Source organism: Polaromonas sp. CF318, assembly GCF_000282655.1.
In the GTDB taxonomy this organism is placed as follows: Bacteria; Pseudomonadota; Gammaproteobacteria; order Burkholderiales; family Burkholderiaceae_C; genus Polaromonas.
The window spans coordinates 37,778-63,491 of the sequence record NZ_AKIV01000056.1 but is presented as its reverse complement, the minus strand read 5'-3'; the positions used below and the strand labels follow the sequence as shown (position 1 = coordinate 63,491).

Genomic DNA, 25,714 nt, shown 5'->3' with positions numbered 1-25,714 from the left:
CGCGATTCAGGGCTCAGGCTCTGGCGGCGCTGATGGGCAAATAGTACAGCAATTCAATCAACCATAACGCCCATGCGTGTTAGGCCGCACCGCCCTACTTGTGAGCGCTTACTCGCCAAACTGGGCCCACTGGCTCAGATATTGTTGGCTGCCAGCTTGAGCGTGGGTTTTTCTTCCAGCTCGGGGTGCGTGGTGGGGCGCAACTGTCCAAAGATGACGGCGCCCTGGTGCATTTCAAGCGCCTTGTACGAAACGTCGCCCTCGATCCTGGCCTTGGGCTGCAGCTCCAGCAGCTCGGAAGCATGGACGGGTCCCATGACGCGGCCGTTGATGATGACGTGGTCGGCGTGGATGTAGCCGGTCACGGTGGCGGATTCGCTGATCACCAGGATGCTGGAGCCGCCCTCGGCGGCGCGGATGTCGCCTATGACCTCGCCGTCTATGCGCAGGCCGTCGGTGAATTTCAGGTTGCCTTCAATACAGCTGCCCTGGGCAATCAGGCTTTTGATGGGCGGCTGTTTCTTTTTTCCAAACATACAAAGATTCCTGTGCTGGGTCGGTGTGGCGGTGGGTGAAATGGCGGGGGGAATTCAAAGCTTAAAGGTCTGGGCAGATCTGACTGTTGTTCCTTCAATGACCTTAGCTGTAACAGTTTGTACCACGGCTTGGGGGGGCAAGTCGAGGACACCCTCCACACGTCGGTACTGTTTGAACTGTAAAGTTTGCGGACCTCCGGGCAAAGTCATGCTCCAGGGCTTGCCGGCCTGGGTTCCATGGACGGTCAGGTCCAGTTTTCCATTGAAATTCGGGGCGGATTTTTCGGCCTGGATCACCAGCACCTGCCACCTGAGCTGGGTGTCCGACAGCTTTTCGGCCTGCAGACTGCGAATGGTGGCGACTTCGGCGCTACCGGCCGGCAGCAGCTTTTCAAAAAAGCCGAGATCGTCGCGCAGGCCGCGGTTGTCGGCCTCCAGCTGCCGGATCTGGCTCATCATTTTTTCCTGGGCGGCTTTTTCGGCGGTCAGCAGGCTGCCCGAGGTGTTGGCGATGGACTGGGCCTTGTCGCGGTCCGCGCGCAGATTGGCCACCTCCCGCCGCAGCAGGAGCAGTTCCTCCTTGGTGCCGTTGTCCGTCCCGGTGATGTCCTTGCCGAACTCAAAGGCCCACAACGCGATGGCGCCCGAAAATCCCAGCATCAGGGCGCCGGCGATCCAGCGCAAAGGCCAGGGAAGCGAGCTGCGCACCGACATGCGCGGAGAACTGATGGTCAGGCGGCGGCGAAACAGGCGAAATTTCAAAAAAGGCCCTGCAGTTTTCGGTTCGGGGGGAATGCATTGTGCACGCAGACAGGGCCCGCATCGAGTATTAACCCGGCAAACCGAGGTAAGGGTTTGCATCCGGGTGTTTTGCCCGTCCACACGCCTTAACGGCAAGCGGACAGATGAAACAGCCCCAAAAACCGCTTGGGCCATAAAAAAAGCCGCCTGGCGCAAACCAGGCGGCTTTTTCGGGGATGAAGCGGATTAGCGTTTGCTGAACTGCTTGCGGCGGCGAGCAGAACGGAAACCGACTTTTTTACGTTCGACTTCACGTGCATCGCGCGTCACAAAGCCGGCCTGGCTCAGAGCCGGCTTCAGCGTTGCGTCGTAATCGATCAGCGCACGGGTGATGCCGTGGCGCACCGCGCCGGCCTGGCCGGACTCGCCGCCGCCGTGGACGTTGACCATGATGTCAAACGTCTCGACGTGGTTCGTCAGAAACAGGGGCTGGCGGCAGATCATGATCGAGGTTTCACGACCGAAGAACACCTGGATGTCACGATCATTGATCGTGATCTTGCCGGTGCCTTTTTTGATAAACACACGGGCGACGCTGGATTTGCGACGGCCGGTGCCATTGTTCCATTCACCAATCATCAATGGCTCCTTAGATGTCCAGCACTTTGGGCTGTTGGGCGGTATGCGGGTGCTCTGCACCACCGTACACCTTGAGTTTCTTGATCATGGCGTAGCCGAGCGGGCCCTTGGGCAGCATGCCCTTGACGGCTTTTTCCAAAGCGCGGCCGGGGTGCTTGGCTTGCATGTCGCGGAAGTTGGTGGCGGTGATGCCGCCTGGATATCCGGAATGGCGATAGTAGATCTTGTCGGTCGACTTGGCGCCGGTGACGCGCAGCTGGGCTGCGTTGATGATGACGATGAAGTCACCGGTATCGACGTGAGGCGTGTAAATGGCCTTGTGTTTGCCGCGCAAACGGAGAGCAACTTCGCTGGCTACTCGTCCGAGGACCTTGTCGGTCGCGTCAATCACAAACCACTCGTGCGTCACGTCAGCGGGTTTTGCGCTGAACGTTTTCATGAGTTTTCTTTCGAAAAAATGGTTTGTCGGGTTCTTTTCTGCGGTCGGTGTTCTTCTGGTGAGAACCTCTTAGGCAGTATTTGCTAGCCCTGCCGCGGAACCACTAGGCGCTGCAGAGCCCACGATTATATGAAAAATCAAGGACTTGCGTCAATATTCGGCTGGTTTTAGGGCATTTCCCCCCGTCAAGAAGGTAGGATAGGCCATGTTTTCCTATCGCCACGCCTTTCACGCAGGCAACCACGCCGACGTGCTCAAGCACACCACGCTGATCGCGTTGATGAAGTACCTGACCCAGAAGGACACGGCGCTGACCGTGATCGACACCCACGCGGGCGCGGGCCTGTACCGGCTGGACGGCGATTACACCGAAACCAGCGGCGAAGCCCAGGAAGGCATTTTCCGCCTGCTGTCCGAGCCCAAAGCGGCTCCAGCCCCCGCCAAAAAAGCGCCAGCCGCTCCTAAAACCGTAGCGCCCGCAGCCCCTGCCTGGGCGCCGGCGCTGCAGGACTATATAGACCTGCTGCGCGGCCTGAACCCGCAGTTCGCCGAAACCGGCGATATCGCCCACCTCAAGATCTACCCGGGCTCACCTTTTATCGAGCAGCAATTCCTGAGCGGCCGCGACAAGCTCAAGCTGTTCGAGCTGCATCCCACCGATTTCAAGTCGCTTTCCGGCAACATCGAGCAGCTGGGCGTGGGCCGCCAGGTTGCCGTTGCCCGCGAAGACGGCTTTGAGGCCCTGAAAACCTTTTTACCGCCGCCGGCCCGCCGCGCCATGGTGCTGTGCGACCCCAGCTATGAAATGAAAAGCGACTACGGGCGCGTGACGGCCTGCATGGCCGACGCTCTCAAGCGTTTTGCCACCGGCACCTATGTGGTCTGGTACCCCATCATCCCGCGGCCCGAAGCGCACGATTTGCCGCGCAAACTCAAAACCCTGGCGGTCAAAAGCAGCCGCAGCTGGCTGAATGTCACTTTAACGGTGAAATCAAGCAAATTAACGACAGATACAAGCGGCGAAGTCGTTCGCCCCGGGCTTCCCGCGAGCGGCATGTTTGTCATCAACCCGCCGCACACGCTCAAGGCCGGGCTGCAGGCCGCCCTGCCGCAAATGGTCGCCTTGCTGGGCCAGGACCGCAACGCGGGCTTCACGCTCGAGCACGGCGGCTGAGGCCCCCAGGAAAACGGCCCGCGCGCCGCCTAGCCGGTTTGCGCCATGCGGCGCGCATGTTTTCCTGTCTTTACCGCCGCAATGAGTTGTGGCAAGGTTGGCCGTACCCCTGCCCCGCATTCCAGCTATCCCCACCGACCCAATTTCCCACCGGCGCTTCGCGATCTTCCATGCCCGCCCAGGCCCATCCAAGCTCATCCGCCACCACGGCCGCACCCGGCCGCGGGCGAAGCGTGCAGAAAGAGGATGACGTGGAAGCCGAGATCGAGCGCCGGGTCGCGCTGCGCACGCGTGAGCTGAGCGCCTCGCTGGCGCGCTACCAGACCATGGTCGACCTGGCGACCGAAAACATCTGCGTCGGCCAGGACGGCCTGCTGCGCTTTGCCAATCCGCCCTGCCTGGCCCTGCTGGGCACGCAGGCCGAGACCATGGCCGACCGGCCCATGATCGAGTTCATCCATCCGCAAGACCGCGACTTTGTTTCCGGCAAGCACAAGCTGCGCGCGGCCGGCAACGTCGTTCCGGCCTTTGAGGCGCGGTTCCAGCGCGACGACGGCACCGTCTCCTGGGTGGAAATCAACGGCGTGCTGGTGGACTGGGAGGGTGCGCCAGCGGATCTCTTTTTCCTGAAGGATGTCACCGAACGCAAGAGGCTGGAGGCCCTGACGCGCTCGGCCGCCGAGCGCTACCGCGCCGTGGTGGAAAACGTCAACGACACCATCCTGGTGGTGCAAAAAGGCATAGTCCGCTTCGCCAACGCCAGCGCGCAGTCGCTGTTCGGCGGCCTGCTCATAGGCCTGCCTTCCATGCACCTGATCCATCCCGACGACCGCCTGATGGTGCAGCAGCGGCGCGAGCTCATGCAGTCGGGCACCATGGTCAATGCCTATGAGGCCCGCTTCATCACCCCGCCGCGCGAGACCATGGCGCCCTCGCTGCGCACCGGCTGGGCCAGCATCTACGGCACGCGCATCGAATGGGACGGCGAGCCGGCCCTGCTGGTGCTGATGTCCGACATCAGCGAACGCCGCCGCCTCGACGAGGAACTCAAAAGCGCGCTGGTGCAGCGCGAGGCCATCCTGGAAACCACCGCCGTCGGCGTCACCTTCCTGAAGGCGCGGCGCCACCAGTGGCTCAACCGCACGCTGGCCGCCATGCTGGGCTACAGCCCGGCCGAACTGCTGGGCCAGGAAACCCGGGTGCACTACCCGAGCGACGAGGACTTCGAACACCTGGGCGCGCTGGCCTACGCGCAGATCACGCAGACCGGCTTGTTCTCGGCCGAGGCGCGCATGCGGCGCAAGAACGGCGAGCTGATCTGGGTGCAGCTGGACGGCTCGGCGCTGGACCGCAGCCGGCCCGAGGAGGGCTCCGTCTGGACCTATGTGGACATCACGCGCCGCAAGGAGGCCGACGAGGAAACCCGGCGCGCGCTGGTGCGCGAGCGCGAACTCGGCGAACTCAAGACCCGCTTCGTCTCGATGGCCTCGCACGAATTCCGCACGCCGCTGGCCACGATTCTTTCCTCGGCCGAACTCATCGAGCATTACGGCGAAAAAATCACGCACCGCGAGCGCCAGGACATCATGGCCGACCTGGTTGTGGCGGTAAAGCGCATGCAGGGCATGCTTGAGGACATGCTGACCGTCGGCCAGGCCGATGCCGGCAAGCTCAGGCTCAACGTGCGACCGCTGGACATCGCGGCACTGTGCCGCAAGCTGGTGACCGAGGTGCACACCAGCGATGCCGGGCAGCACGCCATCGAATTCGAGGCGCCGGTCGGCCACGATGCGTTTTCGCAGCTGGTCATGCTCGACGAGCGGTTGGTGCGCCACATCTGCACCAACCTGCTGACCAACGCCTGCAAGTATTCGGCCCCCGGCAGCGTGGTGGTGCTGACGCTGGACCGCCGGCAAAACCCCTCCGGCGACGAGCTGATCCTGCAGGTCGGCGACGAGGGCATAGGCATACCGGCGTCGGACCTTCCGCGCCTGTTCGAGAGCTTCCACCGGGGCTCCAACGTGGGCAACCGGCAGGGTTCCGGCCTGGGCCTGGCCATCGTGAAACATGCGGTCGACCTGCACCACGGCAAAATCGAGGTGGCGAGTACGCCAGGCGCGGGCACCCGGTTCACGGTCAGCCTGCCCATCTCCTGAGGATAGACATGACCCTGATCCTGATCGTTGAAGACGACGACGCCATCCGCAGCAACATCGTGCGCCTGCTCAAGCTCGAAGGCTTTGAGACCGCCTCCGCGCCCGACGGCCTGCAAGGCCTGGCGCTGGCGCGCGCCAGCCGGCCCGACCTGATCATCTCCGACGTCGGCATGCCCGGCATGAACGGCTTCGAACTGCTGGCCACCGTGCGCGCCGACCGCGAACTGGCCAACACGCCCTTCATGCTGCTCACCGCGCTCGACGACCGCGACAGCATGCGCCGCGGCATGACGGCCGGCGCCGACGACTACCTGTCCAAGCCCTTCAGCCGCGCCGAGCTGCTGGACGCGGTGAACGCCCAGTTCAAGAAAAAAGCGCGTGTGCGCGAAGCCATAGATTCCGAGGTGGCGGCCGGCGAACAGCGCTTGCGCGCGGCCTTTTCCCACCGCATCAGCGGCGACCAGCCCGACTCCATCCCCATGGACATCCCGGCCACGGCGCAGACCGAGGAGCTCTCCAGCGCCACCGTGCTGGTCGCCAGCATACGCAACTTCACCTCCATCGCCGAAAAACTCAGCGCCGCCGAAGTCTCGCAACTCCTCACGGAGTACTTCGAGCGCGTCTCCGAACCCGTGCTCAAAAACAGCGGCCGCCACATCAAGTTCATAGGCGACGGCCTGATGGCGGTGTTTTCCGACAGCATGACCGGCTCGCCGCTGCCGGCCCCGCGGCGCGCGATTTCCGCCGCCCTGGCCATGGCGCTGGCCACGCATGAATTCCGCGACTGGCTCGACGAACGCTTCGGCGCGCGCGCCCTGCCGCCCTTTGCCATGGGCGTGGGCATCCACAGCGGTGCCGTCACGCTGTGCCAGCTCGGTACGCAGCAGAACAAGGAAGTCACGCCGGTCGGCGAAACCGTGACCCTGGCCGCGCGCCTGGAAAGCGCGTCCGAGGAAATGGGCTGGACGGTGATGGCCAGCGAGGAGGCCCTGGCTCTCGCCGGGACCGGCATACAGACGGGAACCCATACCTCGCTGGTGGTACCGGGCAAGAACCTCGCCATCGACGTGGCCGAAGTCACGGGCCTGGTCACCACCATGGAAGACAAGATCCACGGCATGGCCAGCCTGACCGAGCGCGCGCGCGAGATCAGCGACGCGGTGCGCGCCAATTCCGACATCACCGCGCGCGCCGTCAAGGGCGCGCTGGACTCCAAGCTCTCGGCGCTCAAGGATTTGCGTTTCGACGCCGGCAGCGAGCCGGTGCGCCTCAAGGGCTACCGCATCACGCGCAAGATAGGCGCGGGCGGCATGACCGAGGTCTACCTCAGCGAGCGCGAATCCGACGGCCTGCCCATCGTGCTCAAGGTGCTGGATTCGCGCGGCAAGGAGGCTTCCGAGCACCTGGTGCGCTTCATCCAGGAATACGCCCTGCTCTGCAAGATAGACCATCCGCATGTCATCAAGATCTATGACCAGGGTTTTACCGACGAGCACGCCTACATCGCGATGGAATACTTCGAGCGCGGCGACCTGCGCAGCCTGTTCGGCCCCAGCCTGATGCGCCCGCAGGCGCTGACGGTCGCGCGCGAGGTCGCCCAGGCCCTGTCGGCCATCCACGCGCACGGCATCGTGCACCGCGACATCAAGCCCGAAAACGTCATGCTGCGCGCCGACGGCAGCGTGGCGCTGGCCGATTTCGGCATCGCCAAGTCCATCATGCAGTCGCAAAGCATGGGGCTGACGCAAACCCACCACGGCGACGTGGTGGGCACCCCTTACTACATGAGCCCCGAGCAGGCCACCGGCCGCAAGGTGACGGCACAGTCCGACCTCTACAGCCTGGGCGTGATGCTGTTCGAAATGCTGGCCCACCGCAGGCCTTACATCGCCGAGTCGCTCGAGTTGCTGCTGGCCAAACACCTGAACGCCGAAACGCCCCCGCTGCCGGCCGAACACGCCATACTGCAAGGCGTCGTCAACAAGCTGATGGCCAAGAACCCCGAACAGCGCTACGAATCGGCCGAGGCCTTTTTACTGGAGCTGGAATCCATAGCCCCCGCGCCCGAGATCAGCCTCTAAACAACGACTGAAGGGAGAGCCTCTTCACCAGCAGGGGCCGCGGAACCGGCTTTGCCGGGCCGCAGGCGCAGCGCCCCCATACGTGAGGAAAGGGGCAGCGCGCCGCAGGCTCGCAGTGGGGAGCGTGGGGGCTCAATACTTCAAAGCGGTGCTCTTGCCCCAGAACACGCGATAGGCAAATACCGTGTAGCCGATGATCATGGGCAACACCACCGCCGCCCCGGCCAGGATCACGCCCATGGCTTCCGGCGCGGCAGCCGCTTTCCAGATGTCCAGGCTGTCTATCACCAGCCATGGGAACAGGCTGTAGGCCAGGCCGTAGAAGGCCAGCAAAAACACGCCCACCGTGGCGCCGAAGGGCACCCAGGCGCCGTATTCATTGCCCTGCGCCAGGCGCACCGGCAGGCGCTGCAGGCTGCGGTAAATCACACCGAACAGCACCAGCGTGGCGGCGGGAATCGGCAGCAGCAGCACGATGTTGGGGAAAGAGAACCACTTGTTAAAAATGCTGTGGCTGACCAGCGGCGTGGCGATGGAGATCGCCGCCACCCCGGCCATGGTGAACCACAGGCTGGCGCGCGCCCAGCGCACCGCACGCAGCTGCAGCTCGCCCTCGGACTTGATGATGAGCCAGCCCGCGCCCAGCAGGCAATAGGCCGCGACCAGCGCCAGGCCTATGACCGCGTTGAACAAGATGGTCCACCAGGTGGCGGCAAAGCCGGTGATCAGCGAGCCCAGCATATAGCCCTGCGACCAGCTTGCGAGCAGCGAGCCGGTATAGAACATGCGGTTCCACAGCGGCTTGTGGCTGGCGCGCGCCTTCACGCGAAAGTCAAAGGCCACGCCGCGCAGCGTGAGGCCTATCAGCATGAAGGCCACCGGCAGGTACAGCGCGCCCAGAATGACGCCGTGCGCCAGCGGGAACACCGTGAGCAGAATGCCCACGCCCAGCACCAGCCAGGTTTCGTTGGCGTCCCAGAAGGGGCCTATGCTGGCGATCATGGTGTCCTTGTCGTCGTCACTGGCGCGGCGCATCAGCACGCCCACGCCCAGGTCGTAGCCGTCCAGGATCACATAGGCCAGCATCGCCAGCCCCATCACCACCAGGAAGACGATGGGCATCCAGCCGGCGGCTTGCGTCAGGTCGGGGGCAAGGTCAAGCATGGGGAGCTCCTTCCTTTTCGGGATAGTTCACGACATTGAGTTCCTTCTCGGTCTCGCCCGCGCTGTGGTCCTCGCCAAAGGGCTTGTCCGCATGCTTTTTGTGACGCGCCAGGTAGAACACCACCGACACATAAGATGCCAGCAGCACCGCATACAGCGCGAGGTAGAGGGACAAGGTCAGCGCGATGCGCGGCGCCGGCACTTTGGAGGCCGCGTCGGCCGCCGTCAGCACGCCCGTCACCAGCCAGGGCTGGCGGCCGATTTCGGTCACATACCAGCCGGCGACCAGGGCAATCCAGCCCGCGAAGGTCATGGCCACCAGCACGCGCGCGTGCCAGACCGTCAGCGTGCGCGCCGGGTCTTTCTTCCAGGGCGCCAGCTGCAGCACGCTGGCCCAGCTGACCAGCAGCATCAGCACGCCCACGCCGACCATGATGCGGAAGGTCCAGAACACCGGCGCCACGGGCGGGTGTTTGCCCTCGAACTGGTCCAGGCCCTTGACCTCGCCGTCCAGCGAATGCGTGAGGTAGAGCGAGGCCAGCTTCGGGATCGCGATCTCGTAGCGGTTTTCCCTGGCCTTTTCGTCCGGCAGGGCGAACAGGATCGCGGGCACGCCTTTTTCGGTTTTCCAGATGCCTTCCATCGCCGCCAGCTTGGCCGGCTGGTGCTCCAGCGTGTTCAGGCCGTGCTGGTCGCCCGCGACGATTTGCAGCGGGATCAGCATCGCGGCCATATAAATGCCGGTCTTCAGCCCGGCCATTACCTCGGCCCCGCGGTCCTCGCGCAGCCAGCGGTAGGCCGACACGCCCGCCACCAGGAAGGCCACCGTGAGCCCCGAGGCCAGCAGCATGTGTACGAGGCGATAGGGGAAAGACGGGTTGAAGATGACTTGCAGCCAGCTCACGACATGCGCCTGGCCGTTGATCATTTCAAAGCCCGCGGGCGTCTGCATCCAGGAGTTGAGCGCCAGGATCCAGAAGGCCGACAGCGTCGTGCCGCCCGCCACCAGCAGGGTGGCCACGGTGTGCATGGTTTCGCTGACGCGTTCGCGCGCGAACAGCATCACGCCCAGCATGGTGGCCTCCAGGAAGAAGGCCGTCAGCACCTCATAGGCCAGCAAGGGCCCGGCGATGTTGCCGACCTTCTGCATATAGCCCGGCCAGTTGGTGCCGAACTGGAAGCTCATGGTGATGCCGCTGACCACACCCAGCGCGAAGGTCAGCGCGAAAATCTTCACCCAGAACTGGTAGGCGTCCATCCAGAATTGGTCCTGGCTTTTGACGAAGCGCAGCTTGAAATACAGCAGCACCCAGCCCAGCGAGATGCTGATGGTCGGGAACAGGATGTGGAAAGTGATGTTGGCCGCGAACTGCATGCGGGCCAACAGGAATGCGTCAAGTCCGTCCATCGTCAACTCCTGGTGTCATCGGGAAGGTTGGCGGGCAGTGCCGCAGGTTCGGCGCGGGGAGGTTCCGTCGCCACTGTGGGGGATGCGGCCCGGCCTGTCAAACCGGCCTTCATGCTGCCGGCGACCTTGTTTTTCATCTCCAGCAGCTTCTGCACCTTGGCGCCCATCTTCATGAGGCTCACCAGCGTGGCCGAGTCCATTTTCTGCACGTCGGCCAGCCAGCCCGTCATGAGCTCGATCAGGTCGTGCATCTGCTTCATGCGCGCCTGGGCGTGGATGTCGTCCGCGTGCGAGGGGTGCTCCATCAGAGCATCGCGCAGCATGGACAGCGTCGGGTCGATCTCGCGCTTGCGGCGCTCCTCGGCCAGGGTGCGGAAGATGGCCCAGACGTCTTCGGGCGCCTGGAAGTACTCGCGCCGGTCGCCCGGCAAGTGCTGCAGGCGCACCAGGTTCCACGACTGCAGCTCCTTGAGCCCCATGCTGACGTTGGAGCGCGAGAACGCCAGCGCCTCACCGATCTCATCGGCATTCAGGGCCCGCGGGGACACATAAAGAAGGGCATAAATCTGCCCCACGGTGCGGTTGATGCCCCAGCGGCTGCCCATTTCACCGAAATGCAGGACAAAGCGCTGGGTCAAGGGAGGAAGATTCATGGCACTGGGCCTCTTTGATTTATTGAATTTTCAGGAATTACTGAAATTCTAATAAATTGAAACCCCTTTTGCGGGCGCCGCTGCTGATTAACCCTGCGAGCTGGTCGGCCGGACCCGGCTTATGACAGGTTCAGCGCCGGCTGGCGGGCGAAGCGCGGCGCGGCTTGCGCACCGGCTTTCGGGCCGGCGGCGGTATCACCGCCACCTCGGGCGTGGACTCCGGCACCATCAGCACCACCTCCTTGAAGCCCAGGCCCAGCATGCCCAGCTCTTCGGCCGCGGCGCGGCTCAGGTCGATGATGCGGTTGCCGGCATAGGGGCCGCGGTCGGTGATGCGCACGTCCACCTCGCGGCCGTTGACCAGGCTGTGCACGCGCACCAGGGTGCCGAAGGGCAGCGTGCGATGGGCGGCGGTGAACTCGCGCATGTCAAAACGTTCGCCGCTGGCGGTGCGCCTGCCGTTGAAGCGCGGGCCGTACCAGGAGGCGGTGCCGCGTTGGAATTCGCGCGGCACCTCGCCGCCCAGCAGTTCGGGGCGGGGCCGCTCGGTGAGGGGGACGGTCGCCGGCACTTCATCGACGGCCTGGCCGGGCGCGTCATGCTGTGGCGCCGGGGCGGGCCGGGACGCAGCCGCGCGGGGGCCGGACGGCGCGGTCGGCGCCGTCGTACAGGCCGCCAGCATGGCGATCAGGGCTGCCGCACCGGCGACACGAGCACTGCGGATCACACCCTCGCGCATGGGTGGCCGGGCTCAGGCCCGCTGCAGCCGCCCGATGATGTCGGTCGTCGCCGCGGCCTGGTTCATCGTGTAGAAGTGGATGCCGGGCACGCCCGCGGCGTAGAGCTGCTCGCACAGGCCGGTGACCACATCCAGGCCGAAGCTCTTGATGGAGGCGGTGTCGTCACCAAAGCCCTGCAGGCGCAGGCGTATCCAGCGCGGGATCTCGGCGCCGCAGGCGTCGGAAAAGCGCATGAGCTGCGTGGAACTGATGACGGGCATGATGCCCGGCACGATGGGCAGGTCCACGCCCAGGGCTTGCGCATCGTCGACGAAACGGAAATAGGCGTCGGCGTTGAAGAAATACTGCGTGATCGCCGAATCGGCGCCGGCCTTGACCTTTTTGACAAAGGCCTGCAGGTCGGCGTCGGCCGAGCGGGCCTGGGGATGGACTTCGGGGTAGGCCGCCACCTCGATGTGGAAGGCGTCGCCGGTTTCCTCGCGGATAAAGGCCACCAGGTCGCTCGCGTAATGGAACTCGCCGCCGGCGCCGTAGCCGCTGGGCAGGTCGCCGCGCAGCGCCACCAGGCGCTTGACGCCCATGGCCCGCAGCTCGGCCAGCTGTTTGCGCACCGTGGCCTTGGTCGCGCCCACGCAGGAGAAATGGCAGGCCGCGGCGACGCCTTCGTCCAGGATTTCCTTCACGGTGCCAAAGGTGCCCTCTTGCGTGGAGCCGCCGGCGCCGAAGGTGACCGAGCAGAACTCGGGCTTGTGCGCATACAGCGCCTGGCGCGCCACACGCAGCTTGGCCGCGCCTTCCGGCGTCTTGGGGGGGAAGAATTCAAAACTCAGGGGCAGGTTCATCGCTGATCTCACTCGTCGTTGATTCGTCGTTACTCGTCGGTATCGGTTTTCTTGTCGCGCCGCTTGCCGCGCGCCGGTCCGGGCTGGCCGGCATGCGCAAGTTCGGAGTCTTCGTGCGGCGCGCGGGAGGCACGCAGTTCGGCACGCGGCACGCGCTTGGCGACCTTGCGCTGCGGCGCGGCCGGCAGCGGCTGGTCTTCGCCGGCCACGTCGCGGCCCTTGACGGCCTGGATAAAAAACTCGCGGTTGCCGTCGCCGCCTTCAATCGGCGAGTCCAGCCAGGCTTTGACCTCCAGCCCCAGGGCCACGCAGGCATCACGCAAGCGCTTTTCCACAAACGCGAAATGCGCCGGGTCGCGCACGATGCCGCCCTTGCCCACCTGGCCGGGCTGCAGCTCGAACTGCGGCTTGACCAGCATCAGCAGATCGCCGCCGGGCTTGAGCAGGCGCACCACGGCGGGCAGCACCAGCGTGAGCGAGATAAAGGACAGGTCGCCGGTCAGGAAGTCGAAGTTCGCTTCAATGGCCGGGGCCTCTTCGCCATCTTCGCCCTCATCTTCATCATCGAAGTCATCAGCAAAGTCCATGTCGCCGCTGTCGCCCGCATGGCCGGCCACCAGGTCGGCGGCCGTCATGGAACGCGCATTGAGGCCTTCGATGCAGACCACGCGCGGGTCACCCCGCAGGCTGGCATGCAGCTGGCCGTGGCCCACGTCCACACCCACCACCTGCACGGCGCCGTGCTGCAGCAGGCAGTCGGTGAAGCCGCCGGTGGACTGGCCTATGTCCAGGCAGCGCAGGCCGGCCACCTTCAGGCCGGTGGCCTTGAGCGCGCCTTCAAGCTTGAGCCCGCCGCGCGAGATGTACTTGGCTTCGGTGGTGTCCAGCAGTTGCAGCTCGGCGCCTTCGGGAATCTCGTCGCCGTTCTTGGCGACTTTTTTCCAGGGGGCGTCCGCCTCCGCGCGCCACTGCACGCCCGAGGCAATCAGGCGCTGGGCCTGGGAGCGGGTGGCGGCATGGCCGTGGTCGACGAGGAATAGGTCAGCGCGCATGGTGCTCCGTGGAATGGGCCTCTCGCCTGAAACCATCCAGGCGGAGTCCTTGTCTTGTTCCCTCTCCCAGCGGGAGAGGGAGGAATACCGCCGCTACTAATTAATAGCGGTAGGTATTTGCCTTGTACGGGCCTGCCTTGCTGACACCGATGTACGCGGCCTGCTCGTCGCTCAGCTCGGTCAGCACCGCGCCGACCTTCTTGAGGTGCAAACGCGCGACCTTCTCGTCGAGGTGCTTGGGCAGCACATAGACCTTGCCGACTTCGTAAGCCTCTTTCTTGGTGAAGAGCTCGATCTGCGCGATCGTCTGGTTGGCGAAGCTCGACGACATCACGAAGCTCGGGTGGCCGGTTCCGCAGCCGAGGTTCACGAGGCGGCCCTTGGCCAGCAGGATGATGCGCTTGCCGTCCGGGAAGATCACGTGGTCGACTTGCGGCTTGATCTCTTCCCAGGTGCACTTCTCGAGCGAGGCGACGTCGATTTCGTTATCGAAGTGGCCGATGTTGCAGACGATGGCCTGGTCTTTCATCGCGGCCATGTGAGCGTAGGTGATGACGTTCTTGTTGCCGGTAGCGGACACAAAGATGTCGGCCTTGTCGGCGGCGTATTCCATGGTCACGACCTTGTAGCCTTCCATCGCGGCCTGCAGGGCGTTGATCGGGTCGATCTCGGTCACCCACACCTGGGCGCTCAGCGCGCGCAAGGCCTGGGCCGAGCCCTTGCCCACGTCGCCGTAGCCGGCCACCACGGCGACCTTGCCGGCCACCATCACGTCGGTGGCGCGCTTGATCGCGTCGACCAGGGATTCGCGGCAGCCGTACAGGTTGTCGAACTTGGACTTGGTCACCGAGTCGTTGACGTTGATGGCGCGCAGGGCCAGCGTGCCCTTGGCCGACATCTCATTGAGGCGCAGCACGCCGGTGGTGGTTTCCTCGGTCACACCGATGATGTTCTTCAGGCGGCGGCTGTACCAGGTCGGGTCTTGCGCGAGCTTGGCCTTGATCGAGTTGAACAGGCAGGTTTCTTCTTCGCTGGTGGGCTTGGAGATCAGGCTGGCGTCTTTTTCGGCCTTGCTGCCCAGGTGCATCAGCAGCGTTGCGTCGCCGCCGTCGTCCAGGATCATGTTGGGGCCTTCTTCAGGCGTGCCCTTGGCGCCCTTGAATTCAAAGATGCGGTGGGTGTAATCCCAGTAGTCGGCCAGGGTTTCGCCCTTGATGGCAAACACCGGTGTGCCCGCGGCGGCGATCGCCGCGGCGGCGTGGTCCTGCGTGGAGAAGATGTTGCACGAAGCCCAGCGCACGTCGGCGCCCAGGGCCTGCAGGGTCTCGATCAGCACGCCGGTCTGGATCGTCATGTGCAGCGAGCCGGTGATGCGCGCGCCCTTCAGCGGCTGCGCCTTGGCGAACTCTTCGCGGATGGCCATCAGGCCGGGCATTTCGGTCTGGGCGATGTTGAGTTCCTTGCGGCCCCAGGCGGCAAGCGAGATGTCGGCAATGATGTGGTCGGTGGAAGGCTTCAGGACGGCGCTCATACGGTTCTCCAAAAATCAAACGTAGTAACTGGGCAAAATCGCCACGGGCACGGCATTCAAGGTGAGGGGGAATTCAGTCATTCACCCGGCTTGAGAAAGCACATGCGGGTGAGCGTGGTTGCAATGAAGTCCTGAGCCTGGTCCACGTGGTGTGGCTTGCAACGCTCCTCAGGAAGCCGCCATTGTACCCAAGCTGTCCGGGGCTGCCCAGTCCTGGAAAATCCCCGGCCAGGGCCATGCGAAAATTTCACCATGCAAGAATCCACAGCGCGCCGTCTCCGAGACCCTTTCGTCAGTGCATTCCCGGGTCCCGGAGCCAGGTGATGCGGCGCCGTTTTTTTCGCGTGTGCTGTGCCCTCTCGCTGATTGGCGGCATCGGGCTGAGCGTCGACTTTGCACTGAAGGCTTTTCGGGCCTGGCAAACCCTCGATTGGGAAGAAGGCAGCGCCGAGATGCTTTCTTCCGGCGCGGGAGCCCCAGACGGCCCGCGATCCAGGTGTTATCCGCCGCGTGCCGCCTACAGCTACAGCGCGGAAGGCAAGCAGTTCACCGGCCAGCGCGTCCGCCCAACAGACAGCTGCATGTCGGGAAATGAGCTCAGGGAGTTCCAGGCTGAGTTCAAGAAAGGCGAGACGGTGGACGTGTATTACGATCCTGCACGCCCTTCCGAAGCCGTGCTCCAACCCGGAAGGCTCTGGTACAACGATTGGGTTCAGGCCTGCTTCGGCCTGCTCCTCATGGGCTTTGGCATCGTGACGGGCATCAGAATCCTCAGAAAGCAACGATGAAAGACCTCCTATCCTGGCCGCTCACCGAGCGTGCACAGATCACCGGCCTCTTCACCGACATCGACGACACCCTGACCACGGAAGGCGAAATCACCGCCGATGCGCTGACGGCCTTGGGGGAATTGAAAGCCGCCGGGCTGAAAGTGGTAGCCATCACCGGCCGCCCAGTCGGCTGGAGCGAACCCTTCGCGGGGCGCTGGCCGGTCGATGCCATCGTGGCGGAAAACGGTGCGGTGGCGCTGCTGCCGGATGCCGGAAGCGCCGCGCCGCGGCCCTTGTCAAAGATTTACCAGCAGGATGCGGCCACGCGCGACGCCAACTTCGCGCGCATGCAGGCGGTGCTGGCGCGCATAGAGCGCGAACTGCCGGGCGTGACGCGCGCCACCGATTCGCCGGGCCGCGAGACCGACATCGCCATCGACCACAGCGAGTTCACCCGGCTCAGCGACGCGCAGATCGCCGCCGTGGTGGCGCTCATGAAAAGCGAGGGCATGCATGCCACCGTGAGCAGTATCCATATCAACGGCTGGTACGGCGACCACAACAAGCTCGAAGGCGCGCGCTGGATCGTGCGTGAGCTCTGGCAGCGCGACCTGGATGCCGAAATGAACCAATGGGTCTATGTGGGCGATTCGACCAACGACCAGCTGATGTTCAAGACCTTTGCCAACAGCGTGGGCGTGGCCAACATCGCGCGCTTTGTGCCGCAGCTGGCGCACCTGCCGCGTTATGTGACGCGCGGCGAGCGCGGCGCGGGTTTCAACGAAGTGGTCCGCTCCCTGCTGGATTAATTGACAGCCGGTGCACCCGCGCGGCGCACCGAGCCCCAACGCAGCCAGGCACCCAACGCGGCCACGGCCAGCACCAGCGTGGCATAAGCTTCCACTGTGGCCGGCAGGCCCAGCGGCGCGATCAAGCGGCCGGCCAGCATGGCCGGCACGCTGAAGGCCAGGTAGCTGACGGCATACAGCGCAGAAAACAACTCCGCCCGCTGGTGTGGCTGTGCTATCGGCGCCAGCGTCTGCACCTGCGCGGAGAAGGCCGAGCCGCCACCGAAACCTGCCAGTGCCGTTCCCACAAAAAACAGCGCCACGGAACGGGTTGCCAGCGACATAGCCACCAGGCCCGCGCCCACGGCGAGCAAGCTCATCCCGATGGCGCTCATGCGCACCGGCGACAGTTTTTTCAGCAAGGTTGGCGAGGCCGCGCCCAGGCCGAAAAAGGTGGCAATCGCCAGGCCGTTGACGATGCCGTCATGGATGCCGAAGATTTGCTGCAGCACAGAAGGCACCAGCGACAGGTACAGGCCCGCCAGCGACCACACCGCCAGCATCGTCGGCACGCCGCGCACGAATTCAGAGCGCGCCTGCACCGGCACCGAGACGCGCGGCACCAGTGAAGCCAGTGCGCCGGGGCGCGGCGTGACGCTTTCGGGCAGGAACAGCGTGGCCACCGCACCCACGACGCAGATGGCGGCCAGCACACCGAACACCAGCGGCACCGGGTGCAAGGCGAACTTGACGGCGATACCGGTGAGCACCGCGCCCACGGCCAGTCCCGCCAGCGGCGAGACGCTGCCTATCATCGCGCCCAGGCGTTTTTGCGCGGCCGGGGCGGCTTCCACCACCGCTGCCGTCAGCGCGCCGCCGACCATGCCGGTCGCGATGCCCTGCACAACGCGCGCGGCAATGATGCCGTTGATGCCCTCGGCCAGCAGAAAAGTCAGCATCGCGCCGGCCTGCAGCAGCAAGGCGACAAACACCACCGGGCGCCGGCCTATGTGGTCGGACAGCGAGCCCGCCACCAGCAGCGAGGCCAGCAGCGCAATCGCGTAAATCGCAAACGCCACCGTCAGCAGCGCCGGCGAAAAACCCCACTGCTGCTGGAACACCACAAACAGCGGCGAGGGCGCGCTGCCCGCCACAAAAAACGCGAACAGCAGGACGGCCAGCAGCGGGAAGGCGGCCGCGGGCGGCAGTTGCCAACGCGGCGCCGTCGTGGCGGAAGAGGCGTGCAAAGAGGAGGCGGCGGGAGTGCTCATGGGAAACGCTCAACTTTCTTAAAGCAAATTTATTTGCGTTTGAGAATTCTACGCCGACATTTAAATTAACGCAAATATCATTGCTTTAAGCTAGAATCGTGCCATGAACACCCCTCTTCCCAGTCAGGCCAAGCGCCCCGGTGGCCGCAGCGCCCAGGTGCAGGCCGTGGTGCGCAAGGCGCTCGAAGAACTGATTGCCCAGGAAGGCCGCGACAAGGTCACCGTACCGGCCGTGGCCGAGCGCGCCGGCGTCAGCGCCTCCAGCATTTACCGGCGCTGGGGCGACGTGAATGGCCTGCTCGATGAAACCGCCACGCACCGGCTGGACCCCAACCGGCCCCTGCCTGAAACCGGGGATTTGAAAGCCGAACTCACGGCTTGGGCGCTGGAGCTGATCAACCACCTCAACAAGCCCGGCAACGCCTCCCTGCTGAAGGCCGCGGCCGCGCTGGCCGGCACCGAAGAAACCAACTGCCTGAAAAACCGCCGTAACGAAGCCACCGTGCTGGTCAAGCGCGCCCAGGCGCGCGGCGACACCACACCCACTGTGCAACAGGTGCTGGACCACATGATGGCCCCCATCATTTACCGATTGATTTTCGGCGCCGGCGTCGAGCCAGCGCTGGCGGAACAACTCGCCGACGAGCTCTTCGTACTAGCCGGCGTCCAGCCCGCTAGTTGGGTTTAGCTAAGCCTAGCTTGTCGATCAAGGCTTTTTCGCGCACCACCGTGTCCTGCGCAAACTTCGTGTAGTCGGCCGAACTCAGGTAGTTGGGCAGCATGTCGTAACGGCCCAGCGCCGCCACATAACTCGGCTCTTCCATGGCCTTCTTGAAGGCGTCGTGCAGGCGCTTGACCACCTCGGGCGGCGTGCCCTTGGGCGCACCTATGCCAAAGGGCGAGTTCTGCACGATGTCATAGCCCAGCTCTTTCAGCGTGGGCGCGTTCGGGAATTTGTCGAGGCGCTTCTCGCCCCAGGTATTGAGCACGCGCAGCTTGCCGGCCTCGACCTGCGGCGCAAAGCCGGTGCTGTCGGCGCCGGCCATCAACTGGCCGCTGACCAGCGCCAGCATCAAATCGGCGCTGCCTTTGTAAGGCACATGCTGCAATTCAATCCCGGCTTTCTGCGCAACGAGTTCCGTCGTCAGGTGCGGGCTGGTCAGCGTGCCGGTGGAGCCGTAGGTCAGCTTGCCGGGGTTGGCCTTGGCATAAGCCACAAAGTCGGCCCAGGTCTTGAACGGGCTGTCGGCCGGCACCACGATGCCGAAGGCGTAACCCGTCACATTGATCACATAGCTGATGTCCTTGACCGGGTCCCAATTGATCTTGGTCGTGTAGCCCAGGCGGAACACGCCCAGCGGGATCTGCGCCAGCGTGTAGCCGTCGGCCGGTGCGCTTTGCAACTGCTGGGCCGGCAGGGTGCCGCCCGCGCCGGGCTTGTTCTCCACGATCACCGCCTGGCCCAGGATTTTCGAGGCGTTGTCGGCCAGCGAACGCATGGTGATGTCGGTGGGCCCGCCGGCCGGAAACGCGATCACCAGCTTGATGGGTTTGGCCGGAAAGGTCTGCGCCTGGGCCGGCATGGCGCCCGCGGCGATCAAGGCCAGGGCGGCGGCGGTGTGCAGAAAGGGTCGGCGTTGCATGGGGTGTCTCCTGGTCGGTTGGCGGGCAGCCCACATCATGCGTGCCGCCGGCGCCCGCCGCATCAGGGCAACACCTGAAGGGCTGTCGCGCTGGCGTCAGCGCCCGAATGTTCCATTTCTTCGTCGAATGCAAATATTCGACGAATAATTGGAACAAATTCGACTCATATTCACACCCGGGTCAATACGCTTTTCAAGGCCTTCCCGGTATGCGTCCCCAGCTTGACCACGGCCTCCGGGGGCGCGGACGCCACCACACGCCCGCCGGCATTGCCGCCGTCCGGGCCCAGGTCAATCACCCAGTCGGCTTCGGCGATGACGTCCAGGTCGTGCTCGATCACCACCACGCTGTGGCCGCCGTTGACCAGGCGATGCAGCACGTGGATCAGCTTTTCGACGTCGGCCATGTGCAGGCCCACCGTGGGCTCGTCCAGCACATAAAGCGTGTGCGGCGCCTTCTGGCCGCGGCGCGTGATGTCGTCGCGCACCTTGCTGAGTTCCGTCACCAGCTTGATGCGCTGCGCCTCGCCGCCCGACAGCGTGGGTGACGGCTGGCCCAGCGTGAGGTAGCCCAGGCCCACGTCTTTCAGCAGCTGCAGCGGATGGCTGATGTTGGGCATGGAGGCGAAGAAGTCCACCGCCTCGTCCACTTCCATTTTCAGCACGTCGCCGATGTTCTTGCCGCGCCAGGTCACGGCCTGGGTTTCGGGGTTGAAGCGCGCGCCGTGGCAGGTTTCGCAGAGCACCTTCACGTCGGGCAGAAAGCTCATGCCTATGGTGCGCACGCCCGCGCCTTCGCAGGTCGGGCAGCGGCCCTCGCCGGTGTTGAAGGAAAACCGCCCGGCGCCGTAACCGCGCGCGCGGGCCTCCAGCGTGTCGGCAAACAGCTTGCGTATGGTGTCCCAGAAGCCGATGTAGGTGGCCGGGCAGGAGCGCGGCGTCTTGCCGATGGGCGTCTGGTCGACTTCCAGCACGCGGTCCACCGCGGCATACCCTTCGATGCGTTCGCAGCCGGTCCAGTCGGGCGTCTTGCCCTTGTCGTCGGCGTCGCGCCCCGACTTGGTGGAGCGCTGCGTCACGCCCGCATGCACATTGGTCAGCAGCACGTCGCGCGCCAGCGTGGACTTGCCGGAGCCCGACACGCCCGTCACCGCCACCAGGCGGTACAGCGGCACGGTGACCGAGACGTCCTTGAGGTTGTGCAGGTCGGCATTGACCACCGTGAGCCAGGAAGTGAAAGGCCCTGCCGCCACCGGCGCCGCGTTGTGCAGCGCACTCGCGCTGGCCGCGGCGGCTTTCAGGGCCGCGGCCTTGAGCGTGGCCGCCTTCTGTTTGCTCACGGGCCTGGCATCAGCAACAACGGTGGGCTCCTTCACCGCGGCCGCCTGCGCCGCGCCCTTGCGCGTTTCGCGCCGCGCATGCAGCGGGTGTATCAACGGGTTCGCCAGGTAGCGGCCGGTCAGCGATTCCGGCACGGCCGACAGCTGCGCCGCCGTGCCCTGCGCCACCAGCGTGCCGCCGCGCTTGCCCGCGCCCGGGCCGATGTCGATGATGTTGTCGGCGCGGCGTATCGTGTCTTCGTCATGCTCGACCACCACCAGGGTATTGCCGCGGTCGCTGAGCTTGCCTAAAGCGCCCAGCAGGATCTGGTTGTCGCGCGGGTGCAGGCCGATGGTCGGCTCGTCCAGCACGTAGCAGACGCCCTGCAGGTTGGAGCCCAGCTGTGCCGCCAGGCGTATGCGCTGCGCCTCGCCGCCGGATAACGTGGGCGCGCCGCGGTCCAGGGTGAGGTAGCCCAGGCCCACGTCCTCGAGGAACTCCAGCCGGCTTTTGATTTCAGGGATCAGGTCGCGTGCGATGCCGGCCTCGCGGCCCAGCAGCGCGAGTTTTTCGACCCAGCGCCGCACGTCGGTCACCGACAGCGCCGCGATGTCGGCAATGCCGACGCCGGCGAACTTCACCGCGCGGGCCGTGGCATTGAGCCGCGTGCCTTCGCAGGTCGGGCAGGCGGTGCCGGCGACGTCTTCCACCTCGGGCTCGGCAAAGCTCTGCTCGCGGCCCTTGTTGTCGTCGTCCATCACCGAGTCGTCGAAGACCTTGCGCTGCTCCTTGGTGAGTTTGACGCCGGTACCCACGCAGTCAGGGCACCAGCCATGCTTGCTGTTGTAGCTGAAGAGGCGCGGGTCGAGCTCGGCATACGAGGTCGCGCAGACCGGGCAGGCGCGCTTGGTCGAAAACGCAATCAGCTTGCCGATGTTCTTCGCGCTGGCGCCGGCCATCATCGCGCCGCGCAGGCCGTCCAGCGGCGCCAGCACATGGACCACGCCCTTGCCGTGCTCCAGCGCGGTCGCCAGCGCGGCGCGCAAGGCGGCCTCGTTCTCGGGCGACACGCGGATGTCGGCCACCGGCAGCTCCACCGTGTGTTCCTTGAAACGGTCTATGCGCGGGAAGCCCGTGGTCGGCAAAAACTCACCGTCTATGCGCAAATGCGTGTAGCCGCGCGGCCGCGCCCAGTCGGCCAGCTCGGTGTAAACGCCCTTGCGCGCGATCACCAGCGGCGCCAGCAGGCCGATGTGCTGGCCGCGGTAGGTCTTGAGCAACTGCGCCGCGATGCTTTCGGGGCTTTGCGGCATCACGGCCGCGCCTTCCTTGGTGCAATGCTGTATGCCCAGCTTCACATACAAAAGGCGCAGGAAATGCCAGACCTCGGTGGTGGTTCCCACGGTGGACTTGCGCCCGCCACGCGACAGGCGCTGCTCGATGGCCACGGTGGGCGGGATGCCGTAGACGGCGTCCACCTCGGGCCGGCCCGCCGGCTGCACGATGCTGCGCGCGTAGGCGTTCAGCGATTCGAGGTAGCGGCGCTGGCCTTCGTTGAACAAAATGTCAAAGGCCAGCGTGGACTTGCCCGAGCCCGAGACACCGGTCACCACATTGAACTTGCCGCGCGGAATGTCGACCGACAGGCTCTTGAGGTTGTTTTCCTTGGCGTTGACGATCTGGATCAGGTTGGAAAAGGCCGGGCGCGTGGCCCACACCTTGGGCCGCGACTCTTCCACGCCGTGCACCTTGCCCATGGCCTGCTCGTACTCGCGCAGCGCCAGCGCCGTGTGCGAGGTCGGGTGCTGGCGTACCTCCTCGGGCGTGCCCTGGGCCACCAGCAGGCCGCCGGCCTCGCCGCCTTCGGGCCCCAGGTCTATCAGCCAGTCGGCCGAGCGGATCACGTCGAGGTTGTGCTCGATCACGATCAGCGAGTGGCCGGCCTCCAGCAGCTTGCGCAGCGCGCGCATCAGCTTGGCGATGTCGTCGAAGTGCAGGCCGGTAGTCGGCTCGTCGAACAAAAACAGCGTACCCCGGCCCGGCTGCCTGAGCGCCAGCGCCTGCTTGCTCGTGCTAGCGGTCTTGCTGGCATTGGCCAGGAAGCCCGCGAGCTTGAGGCGCTGCGCCTCGCCACCCGACAGCGTGGGCACGGGCTGGCCCAGCTTCACGTACTCCAGGCCCACGTCCACGATGGGCTGCAGGGAACGCACCACCTCGCGGTCCTGCGCAAAAAGCGCAATCGCCTCGCTGACCGTGAGGTCCAGCACGTCGGACACATTGAGCAGGCGCGGCTTGAGGTCGCCCACGGCCTTGCGTTCAATCGTCACCTCGAGGATCTCGGCGCGGTAGCGCTTGCCGTCGCAATCGGGGCAGCGCAGGTAGACGTCGCTCAAAAACTGCATCTCCACGTGCTCAAAGCCCGAGCCGCCGCAGGTCGGGCAGCGGCCGTCGCCGTTGTTGAAACTGAACTTGGTGGCGGTGTAGCTGCGCTGTTTGGCCAGCGGCGCCAGCGCGAACAGGTCGCGCACCGCGTCCCAGGCGCCCACATAGCTGGCCGGGTTGGAGCGCGCCGTCTTGCCGATGGGCGACTGGTCGACAAACACCACGTCCGTCAGGTGGTCGGCGCCCATGAGGCGGTCGTGCAGGCCCGGCGTTTCGGTCGCCTTGCCGAACTGGCGCAGCAGCGCCGGCGCCAGGATGTCCTGCATCAGCGTGGACTTGCCGGAGCCGCTGACACCGGTCACGCAGACCAGGCGCTGCAGCGGGAAGTCCACCGTCAGGTTTTTCAGGTTGTGGTCGCGCGCCCCTTCGAGGATGAGGCGCGGCGTGTTGTCCGTCACCGCGCGCTTGAAGCCCATGCCCACCTGCTTGCGCGAGCCCAGGTAGGCGCCGGTCAGCGTGTCGGCATGTTTGAGGTCTTCGGGCGTGCCGTCGAACACGATCTGGCCGCCCTTCTCGCCCGGGCCCGGGCCCATGTCTATCATGCGGTCGGCCGCCAGCATCACCGCCGGGTCGTGCTCGACCACCACCAGGGTATTGCCGGCGTCGCGCAGACGGTGCATGGCCTGGGTGATGCGGTTCATGTCGCGCGGGTGCAGGCCGATGGAGGGCTCGTCGAGCACAAACAGCGTGTTGACCAGCGAGGTGCCCAGCGCCGTCGTGAGGTTGATGCGCTGCACCTCGCCGCCCGACAGCGTGCGGCTTTGCCGGTCCAGCGTGAGGTAGCCTATGCCGACGTCGCACAGGTACTTCACGCGCGTCTGGATTTCCTCGAACAGCGACTTGAGCGCCTGGATCTCGGCGTCGTCGCCCATCACGTTGAGCGACAGGCCGCTGAAAAATTCGCGCAGCCTGTCGATGGGCAGGCGCATCAGGTCGTGCAGCGCCAGGCCCGGCAAGGCCTCGAGCTGCTCGCGGCTCCACTGCACACCCACCGGCATGAAGCGCTGGACCGGCGGCAGCACCGCGTCGGCGGCCTCCTTGGAGCCCAGGTGCCAGAGCAGCGACTCCAGCTTGAGGCGCGCGCCGCCGCAGGTTTCACAGGGCGTGTAGCTGCGGTACTTGGACAGCAGCACGCGGATGTGCATCTTGTAGGCCTTGCTTTCGAGGTACTCGAAAAAGCGCTTGATGCCATACCACTGCTTGTTCCAGTTGCCGTCCTTGTAGCCCGGCGTGCCGTTGATGACCCAGCCCTGCTGCTCGGGCGTGAGCTTGTACCAGGGCGTGTCGCGCGGTATGCCGGCCGCTTCGGCGTGGCGCATCAAATCATCCTGGGCCTCCTTCCAGGCCGGGGTCTGTATGGTCTTGATGGCGCCGGCGCGCAGGGTCAGCTTGTCGTTGGGAATCACCAGGCCGTAGTCCACGCCGATCACGCGGCCGAAGCCGCGGCAGGTTTCGCAGGCGCCCATGGCCGAGTTGAAGGAAAACAGCGAAGGCGTGGGGTTGGTGTAGCGCAGGTCGCTGTCGGGGCAATGCAGGCCGGTGGAGAAACGCCACATTTGATCGGGCTGCCCGTCCTCGGCGTGTTGCACATAGATATTCAGCCTGCCGCCACGCTTGAGCGCCGTTTCAATGGCATCCATGACGCGGGACTTTTCCACCGCATGGGTGCGAAAGCGGTCGGCCACCACATCCAGCAGCTTGTGCGGGCCGGCCGGCGTGGCCACGTCGCGCTGCGCATGCACGCGCGTGAAGCCGCTCACCGACAGCCACTGCTCGACCTGCTCGGCGCTGGTGTTGCCGGGCAGCTCGACCGGGAAGGTCAGCACCACGCGGGGGTCGCCTTCCTTGGTGCGCGCCATCAGCTCGGCATAAATCGATTCGGGCGTGTCGTGGCGCACGTTCTGCGCGGTCTGTTTGTCGAAGAGCTGCGCGGCGCGCGCGTAAAGCAGCTTCAGGTGGTCGTTGAGCTCCGTCATGGTGCCCACGGTGGAGCGCGAGCTGCGCACCGGGTTGGTCTGGTCGATGGCGATGGCCGGCGGCACGCCCTCGACCTTGTCGACGGCCGGCTTGTCCATGCGGTCCAGGAACTGGCGCGCATAGGCCGAGAAGGTCTCCACATAGCGGCGCTGGCCTTCGGCGAACAGGGTGTCGAACACCAGCGAGGATTTTCCCGAGCCGCTGGGGCCGGTGACCACCGTCATTTCACCGGTGCGAATGTCAAGGTCGAGGTTTTTGAGGTTGTGCTGGCGCGCGCCGCGGATGCGGATGGTTCCCTGGGACATGAGTGCGGTCTTTCCTGAAGAGGTCAAACATTCTAGGCAAAG

The 25,714-nt window shown here is 65.1% G+C and carries 20 protein-coding genes and 1 riboswitch; of the genes, 6 read left to right on the top strand and 14 right to left on the bottom strand.

The window, feature by feature from the left end:
* Nucleotides 1-134: 134 nt before the first annotated feature.
* From PMI15_RS09900 to rplM, 4 genes are all read right to left on the bottom strand, one after another.
* Nucleotides 135-536, bottom strand: coding sequence for a polymer-forming cytoskeletal protein (locus PMI15_RS09900; RefSeq protein WP_007867575.1), 402 nt, complete (start codon nucleotides 534-536; stop codon nucleotides 135-137).
* Nucleotides 537-590: 54 nt separating this feature from the next.
* Entirely contained in the window at nucleotides 591-1,298 is a 708-nt protein-coding gene (locus PMI15_RS09895) for a DUF6776 family protein (RefSeq protein ID WP_007867572.1), read from the bottom strand.
* A gap of 225 nt (nucleotides 1,299-1,523) precedes the next feature.
* Entirely contained in the window at nucleotides 1,524-1,916 is a 393-nt protein-coding gene (gene rpsI / locus PMI15_RS09890) for a 30S ribosomal protein S9 (RefSeq protein WP_007867568.1), read from the bottom strand.
* Between the two features lie 10 nt (nucleotides 1,917-1,926).
* Nucleotides 1,927-2,355, bottom strand: coding sequence for a 50S ribosomal protein L13 (rplM, locus tag PMI15_RS09885; protein WP_007867557.1), 429 nt, complete (start codon nucleotides 2,353-2,355; stop codon nucleotides 1,927-1,929).
* 205 nt (nucleotides 2,356-2,560) lie between these two features.
* Here rplM and PMI15_RS09880 point away from each other — a divergent pair, with 205 nt between their 5' ends.
* From PMI15_RS09880 to PMI15_RS09870, 3 genes are all read left to right on the top strand, one after another.
* Nucleotides 2,561-3,529 (top strand): 23S rRNA (adenine(2030)-N(6))-methyltransferase RlmJ, encoded by a 969-nt coding sequence (locus PMI15_RS09880; RefSeq protein ID WP_007867553.1) that lies wholly within the window; start codon nucleotides 2,561-2,563, stop codon nucleotides 3,527-3,529.
* Nucleotides 3,530-3,699: 170 nt separating this feature from the next.
* Nucleotides 3,700-5,685 (top strand): PAS domain-containing sensor histidine kinase, encoded by a 1,986-nt coding sequence (locus PMI15_RS24015; protein ID WP_007867552.1) that lies wholly within the window; start codon nucleotides 3,700-3,702, stop codon nucleotides 5,683-5,685.
* Between the two features lie 8 nt (nucleotides 5,686-5,693).
* On the top strand, nucleotides 5,694-7,766 hold the full coding sequence (locus PMI15_RS09870) for a protein kinase (protein WP_007867550.1): 2,073 nt from the start codon (nucleotides 5,694-5,696) through the stop codon (nucleotides 7,764-7,766).
* A 132-nt stretch (nucleotides 7,767-7,898) separates the two neighbouring features.
* Here the strand turns inward: PMI15_RS09870 and PMI15_RS09865 are convergent, their stop codons facing one another.
* The 7 genes from PMI15_RS09865 to ahcY all read right to left on the bottom strand — a co-directional run bounded on the left by PMI15_RS09865 (nucleotide 7,899) and on the right by ahcY (nucleotide 15,156).
* Nucleotides 7,899-8,930: a cytochrome d ubiquinol oxidase subunit II gene (locus PMI15_RS09865; RefSeq protein WP_007867548.1), complete on the bottom strand. Its 1,032-nt coding sequence runs from the start codon at nucleotides 8,928-8,930 to the stop codon at nucleotides 7,899-7,901.
* Nucleotides 8,923-10,338 (bottom strand): cytochrome ubiquinol oxidase subunit I, encoded by a 1,416-nt coding sequence (locus tag PMI15_RS09860; RefSeq protein WP_007867546.1) that lies wholly within the window; start codon nucleotides 10,336-10,338, stop codon nucleotides 8,923-8,925. Before PMI15_RS09860 ends, PMI15_RS09865 begins: the two co-directional genes overlap by 8 nt.
* A 2-nt stretch (nucleotides 10,339-10,340) precedes the next feature.
* Nucleotides 10,341-10,991: a GbsR/MarR family transcriptional regulator gene (locus PMI15_RS09855; RefSeq protein WP_007867544.1), complete on the bottom strand. Its 651-nt coding sequence runs from the start codon at nucleotides 10,989-10,991 to the stop codon at nucleotides 10,341-10,343.
* 130 nt (nucleotides 10,992-11,121) lie between these two features.
* A complete protein-coding gene (locus tag PMI15_RS09850) occupies nucleotides 11,122-11,730 on the bottom strand; it encodes a septal ring lytic transglycosylase RlpA family protein (protein WP_007867541.1) in 609 nt (202 codons plus the stop codon).
* A 12-nt stretch (nucleotides 11,731-11,742) separates the two neighbouring features.
* Nucleotides 11,743-12,573 carry a methylenetetrahydrofolate reductase [NAD(P)H] gene (gene metF, locus PMI15_RS09845; RefSeq protein WP_007867539.1) on the bottom strand — a complete coding sequence of 277 codons (831 nt, stop codon included), beginning with the start codon at nucleotides 12,571-12,573 and terminating at the stop codon, nucleotides 11,743-11,745.
* 29 nt (nucleotides 12,574-12,602) lie between these two features.
* On the bottom strand, nucleotides 12,603-13,625 hold the full coding sequence (locus PMI15_RS09840; protein ID WP_036838306.1) for a TlyA family RNA methyltransferase: 1,023 nt from the start codon (nucleotides 13,623-13,625) through the stop codon (nucleotides 12,603-12,605).
* A gap of 100 nt (nucleotides 13,626-13,725) precedes the next feature.
* Nucleotides 13,726-15,156, bottom strand: a complete 1,431-nt coding sequence (ahcY, locus tag PMI15_RS09835) for an adenosylhomocysteinase (protein WP_007867533.1) — start codon at nucleotides 15,154-15,156, stop codon at nucleotides 13,726-13,728.
* 103 nt (nucleotides 15,157-15,259) lie between these two features.
* A riboswitch (S-adenosyl-L-homocysteine riboswitch) is annotated at nucleotides 15,260-15,332 on the bottom strand.
* 147 nt (nucleotides 15,333-15,479) lie between these two features.
* Here ahcY and PMI15_RS09830 point away from each other — a divergent pair.
* Nucleotides 15,480-15,944 (top strand): DUF3592 domain-containing protein, encoded by a 465-nt coding sequence (locus tag PMI15_RS09830; RefSeq protein ID WP_007867530.1) that lies wholly within the window; start codon nucleotides 15,480-15,482, stop codon nucleotides 15,942-15,944.
* Nucleotides 15,941-16,735 (top strand): HAD-IIB family hydrolase, encoded by a 795-nt coding sequence (locus tag PMI15_RS09825; RefSeq protein ID WP_007867526.1) that lies wholly within the window; start codon nucleotides 15,941-15,943, stop codon nucleotides 16,733-16,735. The genes PMI15_RS09830 and PMI15_RS09825 overlap by 4 nt, the downstream gene beginning before the upstream one ends.
* On the opposite strand, the gene PMI15_RS09820 is transcribed toward PMI15_RS09825, so the two are convergent.
* Nucleotides 16,732-17,985, bottom strand: coding sequence for an MFS transporter (locus PMI15_RS09820; protein WP_007867523.1), 1,254 nt, complete (start codon nucleotides 17,983-17,985; stop codon nucleotides 16,732-16,734). The two genes, PMI15_RS09825 and PMI15_RS09820, sit on opposite strands and share 4 nt — an antisense overlap.
* Before the next feature lie 103 nt (nucleotides 17,986-18,088).
* On the opposite strand from PMI15_RS09820, the gene PMI15_RS09815 reads away from it, so the two are divergent.
* Nucleotides 18,089-18,673, top strand: coding sequence for a TetR/AcrR family transcriptional regulator (locus tag PMI15_RS09815; RefSeq protein ID WP_007867508.1), 585 nt, complete (start codon nucleotides 18,089-18,091; stop codon nucleotides 18,671-18,673).
* Here PMI15_RS09815 and PMI15_RS09810 read toward each other — a convergent pair.
* Both PMI15_RS09810 and uvrA read right to left on the bottom strand, forming a co-directional pair.
* Complete coding sequence (locus tag PMI15_RS09810) at nucleotides 18,660-19,628, bottom strand: tripartite tricarboxylate transporter substrate binding protein (protein WP_007867506.1); 969 nt, start codon at nucleotides 19,626-19,628, stop codon at nucleotides 18,660-18,662. The two genes, PMI15_RS09815 and PMI15_RS09810, sit on opposite strands and share 14 nt — an antisense overlap.
* 170 nt (nucleotides 19,629-19,798) lie before the next feature.
* Nucleotides 19,799-25,672 carry an excinuclease ABC subunit UvrA gene (gene uvrA, locus PMI15_RS09805; protein ID WP_007867503.1) on the bottom strand — a complete coding sequence of 1,958 codons (5,874 nt, stop codon included), beginning with the start codon at nucleotides 25,670-25,672 and terminating at the stop codon, nucleotides 19,799-19,801.
* Between the last annotated feature and the right edge of the window lie 42 nt (nucleotides 25,673-25,714).

Bases quoted from the DNA above. Each gene is read 5' to 3' on its own strand.
- PMI15_RS09900 (WP_007867575.1), bottom strand. From the start codon at position 536: ATGTTTGGAAAAAAGAAACAGCCGCCCATCAAAAGCCTGATTGCCCAG.
- rpsI (WP_007867568.1), bottom strand. From the start codon at position 1,916: ATGATTGGTGAATGGAACAATGGCACCGGCCGTCGCAAATCCAGCGTC.
- rplM (WP_007867557.1), bottom strand. From the start codon at position 2,355: ATGAAAACGTTCAGCGCAAAACCCGCTGACGTGACGCACGAGTGGTTT.
- PMI15_RS09880 (WP_007867553.1), top strand. From the start codon at position 2,561: ATGTTTTCCTATCGCCACGCCTTTCACGCAGGCAACCACGCCGACGTG.
- PMI15_RS24015 (WP_007867552.1), top strand. From the start codon at position 3,700: ATGCCCGCCCAGGCCCATCCAAGCTCATCCGCCACCACGGCCGCACCC.
- PMI15_RS09870 (WP_007867550.1), top strand. From the start codon at position 5,694: ATGACCCTGATCCTGATCGTTGAAGACGACGACGCCATCCGCAGCAAC.
- PMI15_RS09865 (WP_007867548.1), bottom strand. From the start codon at position 8,930: ATGCTTGACCTTGCCCCCGACCTGACGCAAGCCGCCGGCTGGATGCCC.
- PMI15_RS09860 (WP_007867546.1), bottom strand. From the start codon at position 10,338: ATGGACGGACTTGACGCATTCCTGTTGGCCCGCATGCAGTTCGCGGCC.
- PMI15_RS09855 (WP_007867544.1), bottom strand. From the start codon at position 10,991: ATGAATCTTCCTCCCTTGACCCAGCGCTTTGTCCTGCATTTCGGTGAA.
- PMI15_RS09850 (WP_007867541.1), bottom strand. From the start codon at position 11,730: ATGCGCGAGGGTGTGATCCGCAGTGCTCGTGTCGCCGGTGCGGCAGCC.
- metF (WP_007867539.1), bottom strand. From the start codon at position 12,573: ATGAACCTGCCCCTGAGTTTTGAATTCTTCCCCCCCAAGACGCCGGAA.
- PMI15_RS09840 (WP_036838306.1), bottom strand. From the start codon at position 13,625: ATGCGCGCTGACCTATTCCTCGTCGACCACGGCCATGCCGCCACCCGC.
- ahcY (WP_007867533.1), bottom strand. From the start codon at position 15,156: ATGAGCGCCGTCCTGAAGCCTTCCACCGACCACATCATTGCCGACATC.
- PMI15_RS09830 (WP_007867530.1), top strand. From the start codon at position 15,480: ATGCGGCGCCGTTTTTTTCGCGTGTGCTGTGCCCTCTCGCTGATTGGC.
- PMI15_RS09825 (WP_007867526.1), top strand. From the start codon at position 15,941: ATGAAAGACCTCCTATCCTGGCCGCTCACCGAGCGTGCACAGATCACC.
- PMI15_RS09820 (WP_007867523.1), bottom strand. From the start codon at position 17,985: ATGAGCACTCCCGCCGCCTCCTCTTTGCACGCCTCTTCCGCCACGACG.
- PMI15_RS09815 (WP_007867508.1), top strand. From the start codon at position 18,089: ATGAACACCCCTCTTCCCAGTCAGGCCAAGCGCCCCGGTGGCCGCAGC.
- PMI15_RS09810 (WP_007867506.1), bottom strand. From the start codon at position 19,628: ATGCAACGCCGACCCTTTCTGCACACCGCCGCCGCCCTGGCCTTGATC.
- uvrA (WP_007867503.1), bottom strand. From the start codon at position 25,672: ATGTCCCAGGGAACCATCCGCATCCGCGGCGCGCGCCAGCACAACCTC.